The organism is Chitinophaga agrisoli (assembly GCF_008386695.1).
Classification (GTDB): domain Bacteria; phylum Bacteroidota; class Bacteroidia; order Chitinophagales; family Chitinophagaceae; genus Chitinophaga; species Chitinophaga agrisoli.
On the sequence record NZ_VUOC01000001.1, the window covers coordinates 363,234 to 382,079 of the forward strand.

The following is an 18,846-nucleotide window of genomic DNA, read 5'->3' on the forward strand; positions in this document are numbered from 1 at the left end:
TTTAGAATGTAACCCTCAGGTTTGCGCCAAAGTTCCTGGTGGCCGGCGCACCGTTCAGATCCATGCCCTGTATGTTACCGGCGCCCTGTGTGTTGGTCTCAGGATCTGCGGGATAGTGGGGAGCATAGAAGAACAGGTTACGCGCGCTGGCGCCCAGGCTTACAGAGCCGATAGCTGAATTCAGGAACCAGCGGGAAGGCAGCGTATAATACATGGATATCTCGCGCAGGCGGTATACCGTTGCATCAAACACAGCGCCTTCAGAAGCCAGACCACCTAATGCAGCCCAGTAAGACTGTGCACTGATCTGGATATTATTGGGCACATATTTACCATCGCCGGTGGCTATTACGCCGGGCAGAATGCGGGGCTGATCCCTGTCAGCCGCGGTGATCGCCAGGCTGCCGTTGCCCCTGACATCCGCCATGCTAAAGGAGTAGATATCCCCGCCCTGTTTGGTATCTATCAAAAAAGACAAGGAGAAGTTCTTATAGCGGAATGTGTTGGTGATACCTGCAATCCAATCCGGATTGGGGTCTGAGATCACCTCGCCTGCTATACCGGGTACCAATAAACCGGTAGTGGGATTGATAAGCAGCTGACCGGCGTCGTTACGTGCATTTTTGGTGCCGATGATCACGCCATAAGCATATCCTTCTGCAATGGAAGGCTGGATACCGATGAAGCCATCGCCTGTGATGGCGGTATTCTTAATATCGCCCACGTTATCGCCAATACGGTGCACCATGTTACGGATGCGGGTGTAGTTGATAGACACATCCCAGCTAAAGTCACGGAACTGCAGCGGCGTAGCGTTTACCAACAGCTCAATACCCTTATTGGTCATTAAACCTACGTTAGCCGTACGGGTATCAAAACCAGAGGAGTTGGAAATAGACAGGTTAAAGATCTGGTTCACGCTTCTTGTGTAGAAGTAAGTAGCGTCTATACTTACGCGGCTTTTAAACAGGCCTACGTTAATACCACCTTCATAAGAATAAGTAAACTCCGGCGTAAGCTTATCCGGCGCCAGGCGGTTGGAAGGGTCGAAGCCCGGTACAAACCCGCCGGTTGTAGAGATGGGGAAAGTAATGCTGGCGGTGTTGTTACCGTAACTGGATTTGGTGTATGTATTGTTCAGCAGATAGGGATCCGCATCACGGCCTACCCTGGCGGCGTTTACGCGCAGTTTCAGGTAAGACAGCACATCAGACTTCAGCTTGAAAGCATCTGTAGGTACAAAGCTTAATGCTGCGGAAGGATAGAAGTATTTGTTGTTGTCTTTAGGCAGTGTAGAGGACTGGTCCATACGGCCGGTGAGCTCCAGGAACAGGTAGCTCTTGTAGTTAAAGCTTAACTGGCCGTAGTAGCCCAATAACCTTCTGCGGTTGCTGGTTTCTGTACTGGTAGAGAATACCAGGGCGCCTGCAACGTTCTCAAAGTTAGGTACTGTAAGTGACTGCGCGTTGATGGTAGCGTTCTGGAAATCGCGGTGGTTGATGTTCTGGCCCAGTAAAGCGGTTAATTCCAGACCGGGCGTGAACAGGTCCTTTTTGAAGGCGCGGATATTCAGGTCGCCGTTAAACTCGCCACGGTAGAACTGGTCTTCCAGGATCTGGCCTTCCGGGTTACGGGCGGATGTTGGCTGTGCTACGAATTTGCGGCGGTCGTTATACATATCACCGGTTACGCGGTAAGAAGCGCTTAACCATTTGGTGAAGTCATAGCTCAGGGTAAAGTAACCGAACACGCGGTTCAGCTTACTGGTGAACTGTTCGTTGAACACGCTCCACATGGGGTGGTTCTGCGTAGTATTATAGAAGATACTGCGGCCGGTAATAGGATCTTCAAAGGGTTGCCCCATGAGATCATAGCTACGGGGAATACGCGTAAGCAGACCAAAGGCGCTGCCGCCGTTACCCTGCGGTATACCCAGCTGGTTGCTGCGCACATATGTAACAGAGGAGCTTACTTTAATACCATTCTGGAATTTGCGGTTACCGCCCAGCTGTACGCTGTGCCGGTTGAATTCCGTTTCCGGTATAATACCTTTCTGTAAAGTGCTGGATAAGCCCAGGGTAATATTATTATCTGCCGTACCGGAAGAGAGGTTCACGCCATTCTGTATGATCCTGCCGGTCTGGAAGAAGTCTTTTACGTTGTTGGGATACGCCTTGTAAGGAACACGGGTACCCTGTGTAGTGGTGATAGAATCCAGCGAGCCAAAAGCGGGGCCCCAGGAGTTGCTGGAGTTGGCCACATAATCATTATTGGCGCCTTGCCCGTATTCATTCTGGAATTCAGGCAGACCTGATACCTGGGAGAAGTTCATGGAAGAGGTAACAGTAACTTCCGTTTTACCCGTCAACCCTTTACCACTTTTAGTAGTGATGAGGATAGCGCCGGCGGATGCGCGGGAACCGTACAAAGCTGCAGCAGCGGGGCCTTTCAGCAGGTTCACAGATTCTATGCTCTCCGGGGCAATATCTGCCAGGCGGTTAGAAGGCTGTGTACCAAAGAGGGTGTTCTGCGTATTATCCACATCGTTGCTGAATATTACGCCATCCACAACGATCAGCGGCTGGTTACTACCAGAGAAGGAAGTGATACCCCTTATATTAATATTAGTGCTGGCGCCGGGCGCACCGCTGGAGCTGGAGATATTTACGCCCGCTACCTTACCGGCTAATGAGTTCAGCACGTTGGGCTCTGATTTCTGGGAAAGATCTGCGCCGCTAACGGTTTCCGTAGCGTAACCCAGGGAGCGTTTATCACGTATGATACCCTGTGCCGTTACTACTACTTCCTGCAGGCTTTTGGTATCTGGCTTTAATTGTATGGTAATGCTGGAGCTATTGCCAACACCAATTTCCTGGGCTTCGTAACCTACAAAGGAAATAATCAATGTGGCTGAATTCTCCACTGCATCCAGCTTAAAGGAGCCATTTGGAGTAGATACAGTACCGGTATTAGTGCCTTTAATCTTTATGGTAACGCCGGGAAGCGGTGTACCATCCTTTGCATCCAGTATCTTACCGGAAAGGGATCGGGTCTGTGCTAAAGCGTGCACCACACCCATGGCTACAAATAGCCATAGCAGTAAAGCTTTTTTCATGAGTGATTTAGATTGATTGATGGTTTATTTTACAGCATTTTAGGTCATAAGAGTCCCCGTTGCTTCAACAAGTCCCCGTCAAAGCAATAGCAGGTTTAAACATATACCTGTTACGTTATGTCATTTTGGTTGTTCGTCTTGTTCCTATGCGGGAAATAATCGGGTAACACTATCACTCCGTGTGTAATGGCTATTCTTCACCAACAGTGTGTCGCATATTATTACTCATAGGTTGAATTCATAGTACTACAGGGTTTCTGGGCAAATAGGCAAAGGCTCACAAATTGATTATTACTTGCTACGTTCCCTGGTACAGATACTTGATTTTGGTTTAGATTATTTTTTAGATTTTGGTCTTGCTACTGATACTAAATGCAATATATAAATTTAGTAGGAAATAACAACATACAACTTAAATGTTACCGGCAAAAAAATACCCCGTAACAGGCGTTGTATACCGTGTTACGGGGTAGTATAAACGTATTATGTACTGCGCTATTTATGCAGTTCAACAGTTGCTGCGCCAAAGCTGCCTTCGTCTACGGTATTGGTTAACCGTACAGACATGGTAGTAGCACATGCATCTACAGTACCTGTGCCTTCCGCAGCAGGTTTATGATAAGGCGTACCAGGCAGGGTAGGCAGATATACCTGTTTGGGCACTGTTATTTCCTGTGTTTTGAGGTTGACGTTGAAACGTATTACAGCGGTGGGATCCTGTACCCAGCCGGTGATCTTGAGCACATTTGTACCTTCCAGCGCTATTGTTACCGGGTAAGAGGCTTCCCAGAAATCCGGGTCATCTACTGTAAACGTACCCAGCAAATCATTTATATCCAGCGGGCATACTTTTTTATACTGTATGCTTAGGCTGGAGCCGGGAAAGTTCTGTGCATCGCCGCCGTAAGGCTCTGTACCATCAGTCCTGAAAATAGGAATAAAGGTGCCGTCGGTCAATGTAACGTCTGCGCCTATATCAAACGCATCGCCGGTTTGTATATCTGCGGCTGTTTTACCAAACAACTGCGCCAGCTGGTCAGCAGTTACATCTATTGTGGCCGGGAAGGATGATACATTCGCCTTCAGGGTTTTGATCTTAGACTTGTCGCCATTCATGACAACTACTATATCCATTTTCTGCGGCTTGTTATCGTTAGCAAAGTAGAGGCCTACATTAAAGCGGCCGCGGAATGTTGCCGGGTCTTGTATCAGCACATCTACGCTGGTGTCTTTTACAAACTGCGGCAGTACGGTGCGTTTAAGATCCGGTATGGCAGGATTATCCTTATCCCGGCAGGAGCTGACCATCAATACCGCAGCGCATAATATCATTAAGCTGAATATCTTGTTCATACGTTAGTGTTTTTAGCTTTAACAAATCACTTATCCCAGAATACGGGGTAAGAAGCCGGCTGCTTTTGCGCAGGGGCATTGGTATTTACGTTCAGGTCATCTACGCTCCAGGGCAATGATAATGGGTAGGCGCGGCTTAGCTGTACCTGTACAGGCGGTTGGACGGGGTTGAAAGGGTCACCATTGATGGGTGGCTGAAAACGGCCGCCGGGCGCCTGTGTAGGATCTTTAGGATTGAACAGCACCGGGTAGCCGGTACGGCGGTAATCCGTATAGGCATCCACACTGCTGCCAAAGGCGTTGATCCATTTTTCCGTCATAATGATCTCCAGCCTGCCGGCAGCGGGTTTGCCGTCAAATTCTGCCAACACTTTATCACGGTAGGTATCTGCTGCGGCAGCACCTGACAGCGTTGGTACCGTTTGGGTATTGCCAACCAGGCTCACTACAAAATCTACCATCTTAAATGATTCATCCATTGCGGCTGACAGCTTAGCCCTGGGATCGCCAGCTATTACGCCGGCCTGCATCAGCTCTGCTTCTATAAACAACACATCCGCATACGTCAGGAATTTATAGGGGGCTGCGCCGGTAGCGCTGCTGCCATCTATTTTTTCTCCTTCGCCATCATCATAGCGGCCGCCCACCGGGTAGATACCGAATACGGTCATGCTTTGGTCCTGTGACCAGTCGCGGTTAGGGCCGACGGAGCCGAACAGGATGGAAAGGAAACCGCCGTCCCGGTACTCTACGGGGCTTTGTGCGGGATCATCAACTGTCAGCTGACGGTAGAAGTAATAAGGCACACGCGGGTCCGGATTACCGGTAAAAATGCGTTTGTTGTAGCCTTTCATGATCTCCCAGAACCAGGGGCTTTGGTAGTGTGTTTTTTGTCCGGCGTAATAATCATTAAAGCCAGGATTACGGTCATCCGGAGAGGTACCTTTACCATACCGCATCAGGAGGCTTTCGTCTGTGCTGCTGATAAGGTTATCATCCGCTATGAGCGCGTTTACCTGAGTGGATACGTTCTGTACCAGCCTTACCTGGTTGTATAACTTCAATTTAATGCTGTTACCGGCTTTGGTCCACAGATCCGTATCACCGTTGTAGATAATATCATCTACCTCCGGTACTGCGGTATTGGGCGCATCTGCGGTAAGGTCGGCAATGCCCTCATCCAGCAGGGCAAACAATTTGGGATAGATCTCTGCGCCTTTGTCGTATTTAGGGAAGCGGATACCGTCTGAGGCCAGCTTATTTGCTTCTGAGAAGGGCACATCTGCAAAAACATCCACCATCTGGCTAATGGCATACGCCTTCAGGATCTTGGCGATGCCCGTGTATACCTTGTTGCCTTCTTCCGTACCCTGGGTGATGATCACTTCCAGGTTCTGGAGGCAACCCAGTATGTCTGCTCCTACCTGTGCAGGGGAACTGCTGTACATACCTTTCCAGGCGCCGTTGATATCGAACTGGCTACCATCTGCACCGTATTGGTCCTGTACCTCACGTACTACTACCTGGTGGGTATATACGGATAATACTTCTGTGAGGCCGCGTGCGCCGCGGTTATCGTTGGTGAAACCCAGGGCATAGGACAAGCCCTGTTCTGCCGTGGGCAGCAAGCGGTTGAGCGAGGTTTTCTCCGGATGATACGGGTCCTGGTTAATATCGAGAAAGCCTTTAGTACAGCCGGTCATGATCACCAGCGTTACCAAAAAACTATAGATTGATCGTTTCATTGTTTCCATTTTTTGGTTGATAAATCAGAAAGTAACCTTGAGGTTTACACCAAAGCGGCGGGTAGTAGGCGCTGCGGACAGCTCTATACCTTGTGTGGTGGTGTTACCAAAGCTGTTAGCTTCCGGGTTAAACCGGGTGTACTTGGGGAAATTAGGCGCCAGGTACCACAGGTTACGACCAGAAAGTGTGAGCGTTAAACCGGCAACAGGTATATTCTTAAACAGGCTCTTGGGGAAATCATAACCCAGGGTCACTTCGCGGAGCGTGTATAAGGTAGCGTCATATACATTCCATTCCGTAGCGGAGTTGATAGCGAATGTTTCGCCAAAGTAGAGCTCATTCATACTAATGGCAGTGGTATTCGGGATCTTTTCTCCTTTATCATTCAGGATGGGTTTGCCGGTATTGGCATCGCCATAGAAGCCAGGAATGATACGTGCTGTTTCGCGGTCTTCTGTATCCCGTGTTACGCCGCGGCCCAGTAATGAGCTTACGGTTACGGAATACATATCTCCATGCTGTGTCCAGTCAAACAGCGCTGAAAGGAAAAACCCTTTATAGTTGAAGTTGGTGCTGAAGCCCGCTTTAAAATCAGGGTTAGGGTTGCCTATCATCTGTTGATCTGTAGCCCGTATCATGAAACCGGTGGCGGGGTCTATGAGCAGATTGCCCTGATCATCCCGGTAATCCACGGTGCCGCGTAAATAACCAAAAGGTTTGCCCGGCTCCAGGTAGGGGGAGATCTCTGCTAAGATATTCTCCAGCGGTACCCTGTCTACGCCCGGCAGCAGTTCCTTTACAATGCTCTTGTTATGGGTCAATACGCCGTGTAATGACCAGGTGATATCTTTGGTCCTTACCGGTATCACATTCAGGTCTATTTCCACCCCTTTGTTGGTAAGCTTACCAAAGTTCTCTATCACTTCTGTAAAGCCGGAAGAAGCGGGAAGGGTTACTGGCGCTATCTGGTTGGTAGAGTTCCTGTAATAATAAGCAGCATCCAGGGCGATCCTGCTGTCCCAGAATTCGAGGGTGGCGCCTACTTCAAAGTCCTTGGTGAACTCTGGTTTCAGGTTAGGATTGGCGGCACGGGGGTTCAGTAATAAACCGGACTGTCCCTGGAAGGGAGCGTTGATACTGTATATATTCCGTAACAGGTAAGGGTCCGCATCGCGGCCTACTTTTGCCCAGCTGGCCCTTAATTTACCAAAGTTCAGCACTTTACTGTCTATGCCAAATGCCTGGGTAAATACAAAGGAGCCTGCCACACTGGGGTAGAAATAACTACGATTATTGCTGGGCAGGGTGGATGACCAGTCATTACGGCCGGTGAGGGACAGGAAGGCGAATTGTTTGTACCCGAATTCGATATCACCAAAAGCACCCCAGAGGCGGCGGCGGAAGTAGTCCGCATCTGACAGCACGCTCTTGGTATTAATGATGGTATAGATGCCAGGAGATACCATTTCGTTACCCTGCATGATCTCTTCACGTTTAGTACGCTGGTTCACGTTATGCCCCAGGATCACTTTCAGGTCAAAGTCCTTGTTATTGAGCTTTGGGGTGAACGTAGAGATCAGGTTGGATTCTATCTCCTGGAACTGGTAGTTCTGTTCTTTGATGCGGCCTTTACCTTCTGCCGCGCGGGAGCCTATATCTGTTATTTCCCGGCGGAAGAGGGTATTGGTATTGGTACCTATCTGGTAGCTCACATTCCACCAGGGGGCGATATCATAGCCCAGCTTTATGCTGGCGATATAGCGGTCCGTATTGGTGGTAATGGTGTTATGCTTCCATGACCAGAAGGGGTTATCATATTGCGCCTTACTGGTAGAAACGGGCAGGCCGTTCGCATCTTCAAAGGGCAGGTTGAGGTCCCAGTTACGGGCCAGGAACAGGTTACGCGCAAATGAAGAAGCGGAGCCATCCACCTGGTTCTCACCAAATACGCCCCCTACCTGGTTACTGCGCGCATAACTGAAGTTAGCGCTAACGGTAAGGCCCATATCTAAGCGGGTAGTACCGCCAATGGCCAGGTTGCCGCGGTCGAAGGCGGAGTTAGGTACATAACCATCCTGCTTGAGGTAGGAAGCGGTAGCGCTCACGGATGATTTTTCATCGCCAGCGTTTACGCTCACGGAATTCTCGTATACGGTACCTGTTTTAAACAGGTCCTTTACGTTGTTGGGATAAGCCCGGTAAGGCACTTTGCCGCTGGGAAAAAGATCCGGGAAAGCGGCGGCATAATCCGGCCAAACATCAATGGAATCGATGGTGCCAAATGCGGGGCCCCAGGAGCCATTGGCATTGGCGTAGTTGAACAGGGTACCTGCGCCGTATTTGTTCTGATAATCCGGCAGGTTGGCGACCGTTTCAAAGGCAAGGCCGGTCATGTAGGTGAGCTCCAGTCCTTTCTTGGAACGACTGGCGCTACCGGACTTGGTGGTGATGATCACCGCGCCGTTGGATGCACGGGAACCGTACAGTGCCGCAGCAGCAGCGCCTTTAAGCACGGTCATGGAGGCGATATCATTGGGGTCCAGGGATGAGAGGCCGCTGGAGTAAGCGCCACCGCCGGATGTTTGGCTGGAGGTGGTTACCTGGTCGTTGTTGTACGGGATACCGTCTACAATGATCAGGGGCTCGTTATTACCATAGAACGAGGTATTACCCCTTATGTTGATCCTGGTAGCGGCGCCCGGGGTACCCTGGGAGGTGCGGATATCCACACCGGCTACTTTACCTTGCAGGCCCTTGAGCACATCCGGCTCAGATTTCTGCACCAGCACATCCGGTTTTACCGTGGTAGCGGAATAGCCAATAGATTTTTCTGAACGGCGTATGCCCACCGCCGTTACCACAATCTCGCCTAATTGTTTTTTGTCTGCCTCCAATCCTACACTTATGGTACCATTGGCGCCCACCTGCCGTTCCTGTGAGAGGAAGCCTATAAATGAAAATACCAGGGTGTTAGCCTGGTCTATATCATTTATCCTGTAAGTTCCGTCGGGGCTGGTGTAAACTCCTTTGTTTGTTCCTTTCACCTGTACAGTAACACCCGGCAGGGGTGATCCGTCTTTATTATCTGTTACTTTTCCGGTGACCGTTCGTGTTTGGGGATAAGCGTGGAGGGCGCTAATGACCGTAAGCAGCCATATGAGTAGCTCCTTTTTCATAGACGTGAAGATTTTGGTTGATGATAAAAACGTTTAACACTAATAATTTACGAAAAAAAAGGCGATTTGGGGCTTAAAAAAGTGGTAGGGGAGTCAATAACCATATAAATAAAGCTATATGTTATTTATTTCGATTATTTGTAAAGTCTGCAATTATTGAGCGGGAAAGATATGTAAGATGCTCACTGAAAGCGGGATTTGTTGCATTTTATTATTGCAATCGTTTGTTGCATCAGCTGGCTGTACAGGGTGGTTTTGGACAGAACAGCTCTTTTTATCTAGTTATAAAAACAAAAGGCTGCCAGTAGTACGGCAGCCTTTTGTCTTATTAAAAGCGGTATTTATTATGGTTTAGCCCACCAAACTTTGGTAGCTACCGGCACCAGTCCGGGGAAGTTAGCATTCTGCGTTACTTCTGTATTAGGATACAGTAAGCGAGCAGGCATGGTAGTACCACCTAAAGAAGACACTTTAGAGGGAACGAAGAAATCCGGGAACCCTGTACGACGCCATTCTGACCATGCTTCAAAGCCCTGGTTACCACACATGGCATAGTATTTCTGTGTGATGATAGCTTTGATCTGATCTGCCGGAGTACCTGGGAATGCTGCCACCTGGGTGGTGATATATGTACCGGGCTCTATCGCGTATGAGGTAAAGCTGGCGGTAATACCCTGCTGATACAGCGCCTTAGCATCGCCTGTACGCCAGCCACGGGCTACTGCTTCTGACTGCAGGAAATAACTTTCTGCAGCGGAGATCAGTTTCACGGGCGCTAATGCAGACTGGTCATTTTTAGGATCTGCGCCCACTATGATGGTAGGAGCGGAGAATCTTGTTCCAGCGGGCACGTTGTTATAATTACCCTGCGCAATACCGGCTACGGTGTTGGCGCCACCAGTAGTGTCTACAGTGTAGAATACTTTCACGCGCGGGTCATTCAGCGCGTTCATGGCATTTACAGCAGTAGCGCTGGCGGCCAGGTTAACCGTTCTGCCAAGTGACAGGATCTCTGCGAACAGCGGGTTTTGGTTACCACCTGTAGTAGAATACGTAATCTTTGCATCTGCCTGCAGCAATGGAGCATTTTGCAACGTGGCAACGCTATCAGCCATAGCAGCGCCAGCTACGTTAGACAAACGCATAAATGCACGCAGCTTTAAGGTGTTGGCAAACTGTTGCCACAGGGCCATTTTACCGCCAAATACGATGTCATCTTCATGCGGCGTTGCCTCTGTGCCTACATCAATCAGGCTCAGGCCTTTGTTGAGGTAGGTGAATATGCTATCGTACACTATTTTCTGCGCGTCATAGTGAGGATTGGTAATGTCTGTATTATTAGCCTCTTTTACCGGTACATCGCCAAAGGCATCTGTAATCATCTGATAGGTGTAACCTTTCATGATGTATGCAACAGCTGCGTATTGCCTGTACTGCGGTGCACCTTCTGATTTACGGATAACTACCTGCAGATCCTGCAGTGCATTCGTATACAGGGCACGCCAGGGCCTGTCAAAGCTGGATGCGTTAATTGAGTATTGATCTATGGACCTATACTGGGAAGCGCCTGGAGACTGTGTCCAGTACTGTCCCCAGATGCTGCCATAGATCTGGAACTGATTACCTAATACAAACCCGGTGGCGGCCTGGGCAGACGGCAGCAACAGCGTCACGTCCGCATCAGAGGGGGCGTTAGGGTTATCGTTTATATCCAGGAATTTTTTACATCCTGTAATACTAACCGCACCAAGGGCCAGGGCCAGTGCTGCTATTTTTATTTTGGATCTTTTCATGATTGTCTGTCTTTTTTAAGCAACATTAAAAACTAGCCCTAACGTTTACGCCAAAGTTCCGCAGAGACGGCTGGGCAGTAAAGTCAAAACCTTGCAGGTTACCGGCGCCAGCGGAGTTGATCTCCGGATCAGCAAAACCGTTCTCTTTGGGAGTCCAGATGAACAGGTTGTTACCAAAAACACCAACGGACAGATCACCAAACGGCGTTCTGTTTAGCAGGCTCTTAGGCAGGCGGTAGGTAAGGCTGGCCTGACGGAGCTTAACATAAGATGCGTCAATTACATTCTGACCAGAAGGGATCACCTCTGTATAATAGAAGTAAGGATCATACTTTACATCTGTGTTAGGTACCAGTTTGCCGGTGCCATCGTCATATACGGAGTTGGCCCATACACGGGGATCGCGGCCGCCGACAGCAGTTGTTGCAGCGGTACCGTTGAACTCAGTGATGTCTTTGGTCCTGGAGAAGAATTTACCACCCTGTTTGGTATCAAATAATACGTTCAGGGAGAATCCTTTGTAGGTAATGTTGGTACCCCAGGATGCCTGGTATTTAGGATTATAAGAACCCAGGTAAACGCTACCAGGCGTTAACAGGGGAGCGCCGTTGTTCTTGCTTACGATCACATGGCCCTGGTCATCACGCTGCAGGTCCTGTGCGTAGAAGGTACCATAAGGCCGGCCTTCTGCCGCTACGATAGCCATACCGCTCAAACCACCCAGAGATACCTGGGATACGCCTTCGATGTTCAGGTCCAGCACCTTATTGGTGTTTTTAGTATAGGTACCGTACAGTTCTACTGTAAGGCCATAGGTGGTGCGGATAGGCGTGCCACGCAGCCCCAGCTCTATACCTTTATTTTCCACAGCGCCGGCGTTGATCACTTTACTTCTGAAACCAGTTACTTCAGAAATAGGAATGCTCAGGATCTGGTCTTTGGATTTATTGCGGTAGTAGGAGAAGTCTACTGAAATACGGTTATCCAGGAAATTCAACTCTGTACCTACTTCATAAGCGGTGGTGATCTCAGGTTTCAGGTTCGGATTACCGATCCTGCTATCCTGCGTTAAACCAGGAACGCCGTTGAAGGGGAAGGTAGTGCTACCAAAACCGCTGGTGATATCTGTTTTTACAAAGTAAGTGTTCAGCAGGTAAGGATTGGCATCGTTACCTACCTGTGCCCAGCTGGCGCGTAATTTACCATAGTTCAGGATCCTGGAGAAGCTGGTACCATTGAGGAGCTCAGTGAACACCCATGAACCGCTTACGCTGGGATAGAAGAAGGAACGGTTGTTTACAGGTAAGGTAGAGGACCAGTCGTTACGGGCGGTAGCGTCCAGGAACAGCATGTTCCGGTAAGCCAGGCTTAACTGACCATACAGACCTATCAGGCGACGGCTGGTATATTCATCAAAAGTATATACGGGACCGTTACTGTTATCGAGGTTGTACCATCCGGGTACTACCAGACCGGCAGACCTGTTGGTGCTAACTTCTGAAGTAGTGAAAGTACGTTGGCGGATGTTGTTACCTACCATTAAGGAAGCAGAGAAGTCTTTGCTGAAATCCTTTTTAGCGGTGATCATCAAATCATGAGTGATCTCGCTCAGGTTATAGTTATCTTCTTCATACTGACCAACTTCAGAGTGGGTTTGCAGATCGCCGCCGCTATTGTAATAAGCTTCGTCGATCGGGAGCAGGTTGTATTTGGGATACTTGAGCCTTCTGCGGTCAGCGTAAACGTCCGCACCCAGCCTTTCAGTGATATTCAGCCAGGGCAGTGGTTTATAACCTATTGTGAAGTTACCGAACACGCGGTCCACATCGTTTTCGTTACGATAGTTCTGCAGCAGGTAGTAAGGGCTGGCGGTATAAGCGCCGTAGTAGCCGTATACTTCCTGTCCGGCAGCGTTACGGATGCCGCCATAGCTATTGTAAGGATTGTTCAGGTCACCGATCTTATCAACAGGGATATCGCGGGGGGTCTGTATTACGTTGTCAAATACGGAACCAGGACCCTGGCCACCCTGTATCATGTTGCTCTTGATCTTGTTATAGTTAATGGACACGCTGGTGTAGAACTTGTTGCTCAGGTCTGCGCTACCATTAAAACGAACGCCATAACGATTGTATTTATCGCTATTGCCGGGCATTACCCCATCAGAGTTCAGGCTGCTTAGCGCCAGGTAATAAGCGGTTTTTTCCCCGCCACCGGATAAGGCCACGTTGTTATCGATGGCTTTACCCAGGTCAAAGAAGTTCTTTACGTTATCCTTCTGGGCTACGTAAGGTTTCTCCTGGCGAACGCCGTTGATCTCCTGTCCCCAGGGTTTGGTCTGACCGTCGAATTTGGGGCCCCAGCTAAAGTTCTCCCTAAAGTCAGGCTGCATGCCACCACCCTGACCGTAGTCATTCTGGTAATCAGGCAGTTTCAGCACGTTGGAGAAAGTACCGGTAGTGCTAACGGTCACCTCATTTTTCTTAGCGCCTTTTTTACCTGATTTGGTGGTGATGATGATAGCGCCGTTGGAAGCACGGGAACCATAGAGTGCCGCTGCGGCAGGGCCTTTCAATATGGACATAGAGGCGATATCATCCGGGTTGATATCGTTACCGCGGTTACCGAAGTCCACAGAAGAGCGGGCATCTGTACCACCGGTACGGCTATCGTTATTACCAGTGATGCTGGTGTTATCTACGGGCACACCGTCTATCACCAATAAAGCCTGGTTATTACCGGAGATGGAGGAACCACCTCTTAATACGATCCTGGAGGAGCTACCAGGCGCGTTAGCGGTGGAAGTGATGTTTACGCCGGCTACTTTACCAGATAATGCATTGAGGGCGCTGGTGCTGTGCGCCTGGCCGATCTCTTCTGCATTTACGGTGGGGGCAGCGTATCCCAATGAGCGCTTATCCCTGCGGATAGCGTTGGCGGTTACTACTGTTTCTGTGAGGCTGGTAACATCTTGTTGCAGTACTATATCGATGTTATTGGAGCCTTTAACAGCCATTTGCTGTTCTTTCATACCTACAGATCTGAAAACCAGGGTAGCTCCTTCCGGTACCTGGATAGAGTAGCTACCATCGGGACTGGTAGTTACCCCTGTAGTGGTGCCTTTCACAATTACGGCAGCACCTATTACCGGTTGGCCATCGTCTGCCGAAGTTACTTTTCCCTTAATGGTCCGGCTTTGTGCGAAAGCCTGCCCAACCAGGAACAATACAGACAGCAGAAGAAATAGACTTTTCCTCATAAGCTTTGTTTAGTTTGTTGATTGACTGATTGATTGATTATACTGATTGATTGACTATAAACTAACTGATTGACTAATATATTGACCGATTAACTACATTGACTAACCATACTAATGATCCATTAATAGCACAAGTTGATTAATCCATTGGATCAACCTTACTGATTGATTGATAATTTGTATTGATCGTTGTCAAATGCCAGATAATCGTACTGATCGATTGATTTACGTTAGATTAACCTTATTTACCGAATAAAATCCGTGCTGATTGATTACCTATTTAGATTAACCTTACTGATTGATTGATTAATTGTACTGATCGATTACCTACGTTAGATTAACCATGCTGATTGATTGATTACCTCTGTACTGATTGATAAAAAATAAAGCACTAATTACCCCAGACCCCTACTATGGCGTCTTTAACAAATCTTCCTTCCTTAACAGTATTTTGGTTGCTTACTTGGGAGACGTACTTAGCGCTGCGATTAAATAGATTTCGATTCTGGCAAAGCGAGTATATCCTGTTATTAAGCAAAGTTTCCTGTTTCCGTGTTTTAATACTTTTTTAACATTTCAAAGGTAAGCCGATTAAGAAAACGATTTGAAAATATAGCACAATAATAACACGGAAACGCGGATGTTTTAACAGTGTTTTAACGTATAGTTAAATTTTACAATCGATAATGGTTGATAGCTAGTGTATTATCATTAAATCTTTACTAGATAAATATGATAAACATTTTTATCTAGTACTATAAAAAGTAAGCAAGCGGTAGGAATACCGCCTGCGCTCATCAACCAAAATCTAAATCTAGATAATCCAGATTTATTGCAAAATTTTGAAATGTGTTCGCTGGCGAATGTCTGCTCCTGAGCCACTATCCCGTGTAATTAACCGGGTATGTGTAGCGCACATGACCTTTTCTTAATGTTTAAACCTAGTCAGGAGAGGTTGAGTGTATGCGTCTTCAGCAGGTTTAGCAACACTTCGTACAGGTCCTCATTCCGGTGATTGTACCGGAACTCGCACTCCTTCAGATGAAGGTAGACTGTACTGCGGTTTAACCCTTTGAATTTAGCAAGGCGATGTTTGGTGAGTCCCCAGAAGGCGTCTATGTCCTCCGCAGCTGTCCCGTTGCTGTTTTCCCCAATGCTGTTGTGTTCCAGGCGGTATAAGCGGTAATGTCCCAGGTCCACCACATTGCTGAAATGACGTAACCGTTCTGCTGTCCCCAAGGTTTCCAGCACGGAACGGCCTCTTACGATGGCATGTATCATAGCCCGGCTCACGTCCGGGAGGATCTCCGTATGCAACCGCTCTGAGTGCCGGTAAATGCCAAATACGATAGGTTTGATAGCACGGCTTACCTCGGTTTTAACGGACAGGGCGGTATCATGGCCGTTACGATGCTCGTAATGGTCATGACGTTCCTGGCTGTTACCGGGTTTCACCATGCTCTCTGCGGGCTGTTGCTGCTCGCAATACCTGGCTATTTGCTGACGGATTTTCTTCAGGTAACTGTTCACAGTTACCCGGCTGACCCCACTAATACTGGCTATCTGAGTAGCCGTGAGGTCTTCAGAGAAGAGCTTAAGGATCTCCTTAAATTTTCGCTCAGACAAGTGAGCGCCCTTTAAGTACCTGTTTTTCATTGAACAAGAAGGTTAGAATGGCATGTTAAACCTCCTACTTTTTAATGGGTATATAGTGCGCTTTTATACAAACGGCTAAATGGGGGTGATGAATGTTGGTTACTAGATTATTTTATGCACGGAACTTGTCCAGATCGGCTAATTTTAGCATGCTAAAATCCCTAAAAAGCGAACGTCCCGGAGGCTGAATTCCGGGACGTTCACGTTTTAGCAGGCAATGAGTGTTTAGCACCGCTAAATAAGTTTACATATTACTTTTCGTCATCCTTGAGGCCTAATTTGGACATTTCTACATCCGGTTCATCATCCAAGGTTGGCCATAATTCTTTTTTCTTTGCTTTCCTGATCACTGCTTTCTCCATCCACAAGAGCAGGGCCGGCAGTATAGTTAAATTGGTCACCATGGCCATTACCAGCGTTAAAGACGTTAACCAGCCAAGGGATTTGGTACCGCCAAATTCGCTGAATGCAAAGATCATGAACCCTGCAAACAGGATAAGGGAGGTATAGATAATACTAAGACCGGTTTCGTGGATGGTTTGCTTAACTGTGGCAGAAATATCGAAATTATGATGCGGTAATTCCTGCTTAAAGTTCACCAGGAACCGGATAGTTACGTCTATGGCTATACCCAGGGCCACGCTAAACACCAGTACGGTGGATGGCTTTAGCGCAATATTCATCCATCCCATTACACCAGCGGTAACTGCCAGCGGAATAATATTGGGGATAAGCGATATAAGGAGCATGCGCCAACTGCGGAACAGGTAGAGCATACAGAAGATGATGAGCACAAAGGCCAGCAGGATACTTTCTGTAAGGCCATTAATAATGAAACGGCTGCCCTCCAGGAAGATAACGCTGGTACCGGTGAAGGATACGTTATAGTGGGCGGTGTCGAAGATCTCCTGCACTTTAGGCCGCAGAGAATCCAGCAGGATGGGCAGGCGGCGGGAGCCAACATCCGCCATGTTCACACTTAAACGGGCCACCTGGTGGGTGCTATCCATAAAAGAGGCCAGCAGTTTGGTAAAGGAGGCATTGCTATTATTTCCTGTGTTCTTATTACGCAGGTAGGGCGCAAGAAAGCCTATATCAAACTGGTTGGGCACGCTATAATTGCTACTGTCACCATTATAATAGGCCTGCCGGGCAAATTTAACGCCTTCTACTACGCTCAGCGGCCGTGCAAAGTCTGGCTGGGCGGCTATCAGTTTGGTGAGCTCATCCAGCTTATTCAGGGTTTGCAGCCCTGTTACACCGTTTTTCTTTTTGGTATCTACAGTGATCTCCAATGGCATTACGCCTTTGAAGTTATGCTCAAAGAATTTTAGATCTGTATACAGGCGGTCGCTTTTCGGGATATCATCCAGCATGTAAGCTTCCGGCCGCAGGCGTAACATACCCAGTATGGCGCCTACTACCAGCGCAATTGTAACTATGTATACAAAGGGACGGTATTTAAAGACGAGCGTGTTCAGCAGGTCCAGGATTGCGCGGAACGAGCGGTTATCCAGGTAGCTGGTATGTTTGGTCTTGGGCGGGGGCAGATAGCTGAGCACCGCGGGCAGGAATATAAAGGAGATGAGGAAGATGAACATGATGTTGGAACCTGCCACTACGCCAAACTCCTTTAACAGCGGGCTTTGGGTAAAGTAAAACACGCCGAAACCGATAGCGGCGGTAATATTGGTGAACAAGGTTACTACGCCCATACGCTGGATCATGCGAACCAGGGCCTCTGTTTTATGCCCGCTTTTGGCATATTCCGTATGGTATTTGTTGAGGAAGTACACGCAGTTAGGGATACCGATCACTACGATCAGCGGCGGAATAAGCCCGGTGAGCAAGGTGATCTTGTACTGGCACAGCTCGATAGTACCCACCGACCATATTACGCCTATTGCCACCACGATCATTGACATAAGCACAGCGCTGAAAGAGCGGAAGAACAGCAGCAGGATCAGTGCGGTTAATATAAAGGACAATTTCAGGAACAGCTTCATCTCATCGGCCACTTTGGTAGCCATAATGGTGCGTATCAGGGGTAAACCGCTCATCCGTACCTGTGTCTGGTGTTTTTTGGCAAAGCTGTCCGCCAGGTCCGTTAGCTGTTTTACCAGCCCTACGCGCTTTGCGGAGTTCATCACATCCTTATTGATGCGGATGGCCATGAGGTAGGCATTGGAAGACGGATTATACAGCAATCCCTGGTAAAAGGGGAGAGAACGGAAAGTGGTAGCCAGGCTATCCAGCGTGGCCTGATCCAGCTTCCCTTCCGGGAAGGCCGGCACCACGGTCAGCTTTCTGGTGCTGTCATTCTTTACCAGGTTAACTGCCACGGGCACACTCAATACATTCTCTACGGCCGGTACGCCTTTTATATCCTTATTCAGCTGCACGTAGTCATTGAAGAAATCTGCTTTAAAGAACTGGTCTGTTTGTACGCCCAGCACCATCAAATTGCCATCTTCCCCAAACTGCTGCCGGAACTGCTGGTAAATAATATACTCAGGGTTATCCCTGGGTATGGCGCTGCCATATTCATAGGAGAGCTGCACCCTGCTGGCATAGAAGCCCATAACGGCCGTACCTGCCAGTAACAATAACAATAGCGGTAATCGGAACTTTAACACCCAACCTGCTAAGCGTTGCCACATAGAGAAAATTTGAATTTATAAATAGCGTAAAGGTAAATAAATTCATGTGCAAATGTGAGCGTGTACAATTTGCATATTCGCACATTTG

The 18,846-nt window shown here is 48.4% G+C and carries 8 protein-coding genes; all 8 read right to left on the bottom strand.

The genetic code is table 11. The features are described from left to right. Position 1 precedes the first annotated feature (1 nt). The 8 genes from F0L74_RS01490 to F0L74_RS01525 all read right to left on the bottom strand — a co-directional run bounded on the left by F0L74_RS01490 (position 2) and on the right by F0L74_RS01525 (position 18,758). Positions 2–3,115 (bottom strand): SusC/RagA family TonB-linked outer membrane protein, encoded by a 3,114-nt coding sequence (locus tag F0L74_RS01490; RefSeq protein WP_149836071.1) that lies wholly within the window; start codon positions 3,113–3,115, stop codon positions 2–4. Between the two features lie 495 nt (positions 3,116–3,610). Then, positions 3,611–4,468 carry a hypothetical protein gene (locus F0L74_RS01495; protein ID WP_149836072.1) on the bottom strand — a complete coding sequence of 286 codons (858 nt, stop codon included), beginning with the start codon at positions 4,466–4,468 and terminating at the stop codon, positions 3,611–3,613. 26 nt (positions 4,469–4,494) lie between these two features. Beyond that, positions 4,495–6,213, bottom strand: a complete 1,719-nt coding sequence (locus F0L74_RS01500; RefSeq protein WP_188315821.1) for a SusD/RagB family nutrient-binding outer membrane lipoprotein — start codon at positions 6,211–6,213, stop codon at positions 4,495–4,497. A gap of 24 nt (positions 6,214–6,237) precedes the next feature. After that, the gene (locus tag F0L74_RS01505) at positions 6,238–9,390 is read right to left on the bottom strand and encodes a SusC/RagA family TonB-linked outer membrane protein (RefSeq protein WP_149836074.1); all 3,153 of its coding nucleotides are present in this window, start codon (positions 9,388–9,390) and stop codon (positions 6,238–6,240) included. A 344-nt stretch (positions 9,391–9,734) separates the two neighbouring features. Further along, positions 9,735–11,183 carry a SusD/RagB family nutrient-binding outer membrane lipoprotein gene (locus tag F0L74_RS01510; RefSeq protein ID WP_149836075.1) on the bottom strand — a complete coding sequence of 483 codons (1,449 nt, stop codon included), beginning with the start codon at positions 11,181–11,183 and terminating at the stop codon, positions 9,735–9,737. A gap of 25 nt (positions 11,184–11,208) precedes the next feature. Continuing rightward, entirely contained in the window at positions 11,209–14,442 is a 3,234-nt protein-coding gene (locus F0L74_RS01515; protein ID WP_149836076.1) for a SusC/RagA family TonB-linked outer membrane protein, read from the bottom strand. Positions 14,443–15,387: 945 nt separating this feature from the next. Next, complete coding sequence (locus tag F0L74_RS01520) at positions 15,388–16,098, bottom strand: IS1595 family transposase (RefSeq protein WP_149836077.1); 711 nt, start codon at positions 16,096–16,098, stop codon at positions 15,388–15,390. A 251-nt stretch (positions 16,099–16,349) separates the two neighbouring features. Continuing rightward, complete coding sequence (locus F0L74_RS01525) at positions 16,350–18,758, bottom strand: efflux RND transporter permease subunit (protein WP_149836078.1); 2,409 nt, start codon at positions 18,756–18,758, stop codon at positions 16,350–16,352. Positions 18,759–18,846 lie beyond the last annotated feature (88 nt).

Bases quoted from the DNA above. Each gene is read 5' to 3' on its own strand.
- F0L74_RS01505 (WP_149836074.1), bottom strand. From the start codon at position 9,390: ATGAAAAAGGAGCTACTCATATGGCTGCTTACGGTCATTAGCGCCCTC.
- F0L74_RS01490 (WP_149836071.1), bottom strand. From the start codon at position 3,115: ATGAAAAAAGCTTTACTGCTATGGCTATTTGTAGCCATGGGTGTGGTG.
- F0L74_RS01525 (WP_149836078.1), bottom strand. From the start codon at position 18,758: ATGTGGCAACGCTTAGCAGGTTGGGTGTTAAAGTTCCGATTACCGCTA.
- F0L74_RS01520 (WP_149836077.1), bottom strand. From the start codon at position 16,098: ATGAAAAACAGGTACTTAAAGGGCGCTCACTTGTCTGAGCGAAAATTT.
- F0L74_RS01495 (WP_149836072.1), bottom strand. From the start codon at position 4,468: ATGAACAAGATATTCAGCTTAATGATATTATGCGCTGCGGTATTGATG.
- F0L74_RS01500 (WP_188315821.1), bottom strand. From the start codon at position 6,213: ATGAAACGATCAATCTATAGTTTTTTGGTAACGCTGGTGATCATGACC.
- F0L74_RS01510 (WP_149836075.1), bottom strand. From the start codon at position 11,183: ATGAAAAGATCCAAAATAAAAATAGCAGCACTGGCCCTGGCCCTTGGT.
- F0L74_RS01515 (WP_149836076.1), bottom strand. From the start codon at position 14,442: ATGAGGAAAAGTCTATTTCTTCTGCTGTCTGTATTGTTCCTGGTTGGG.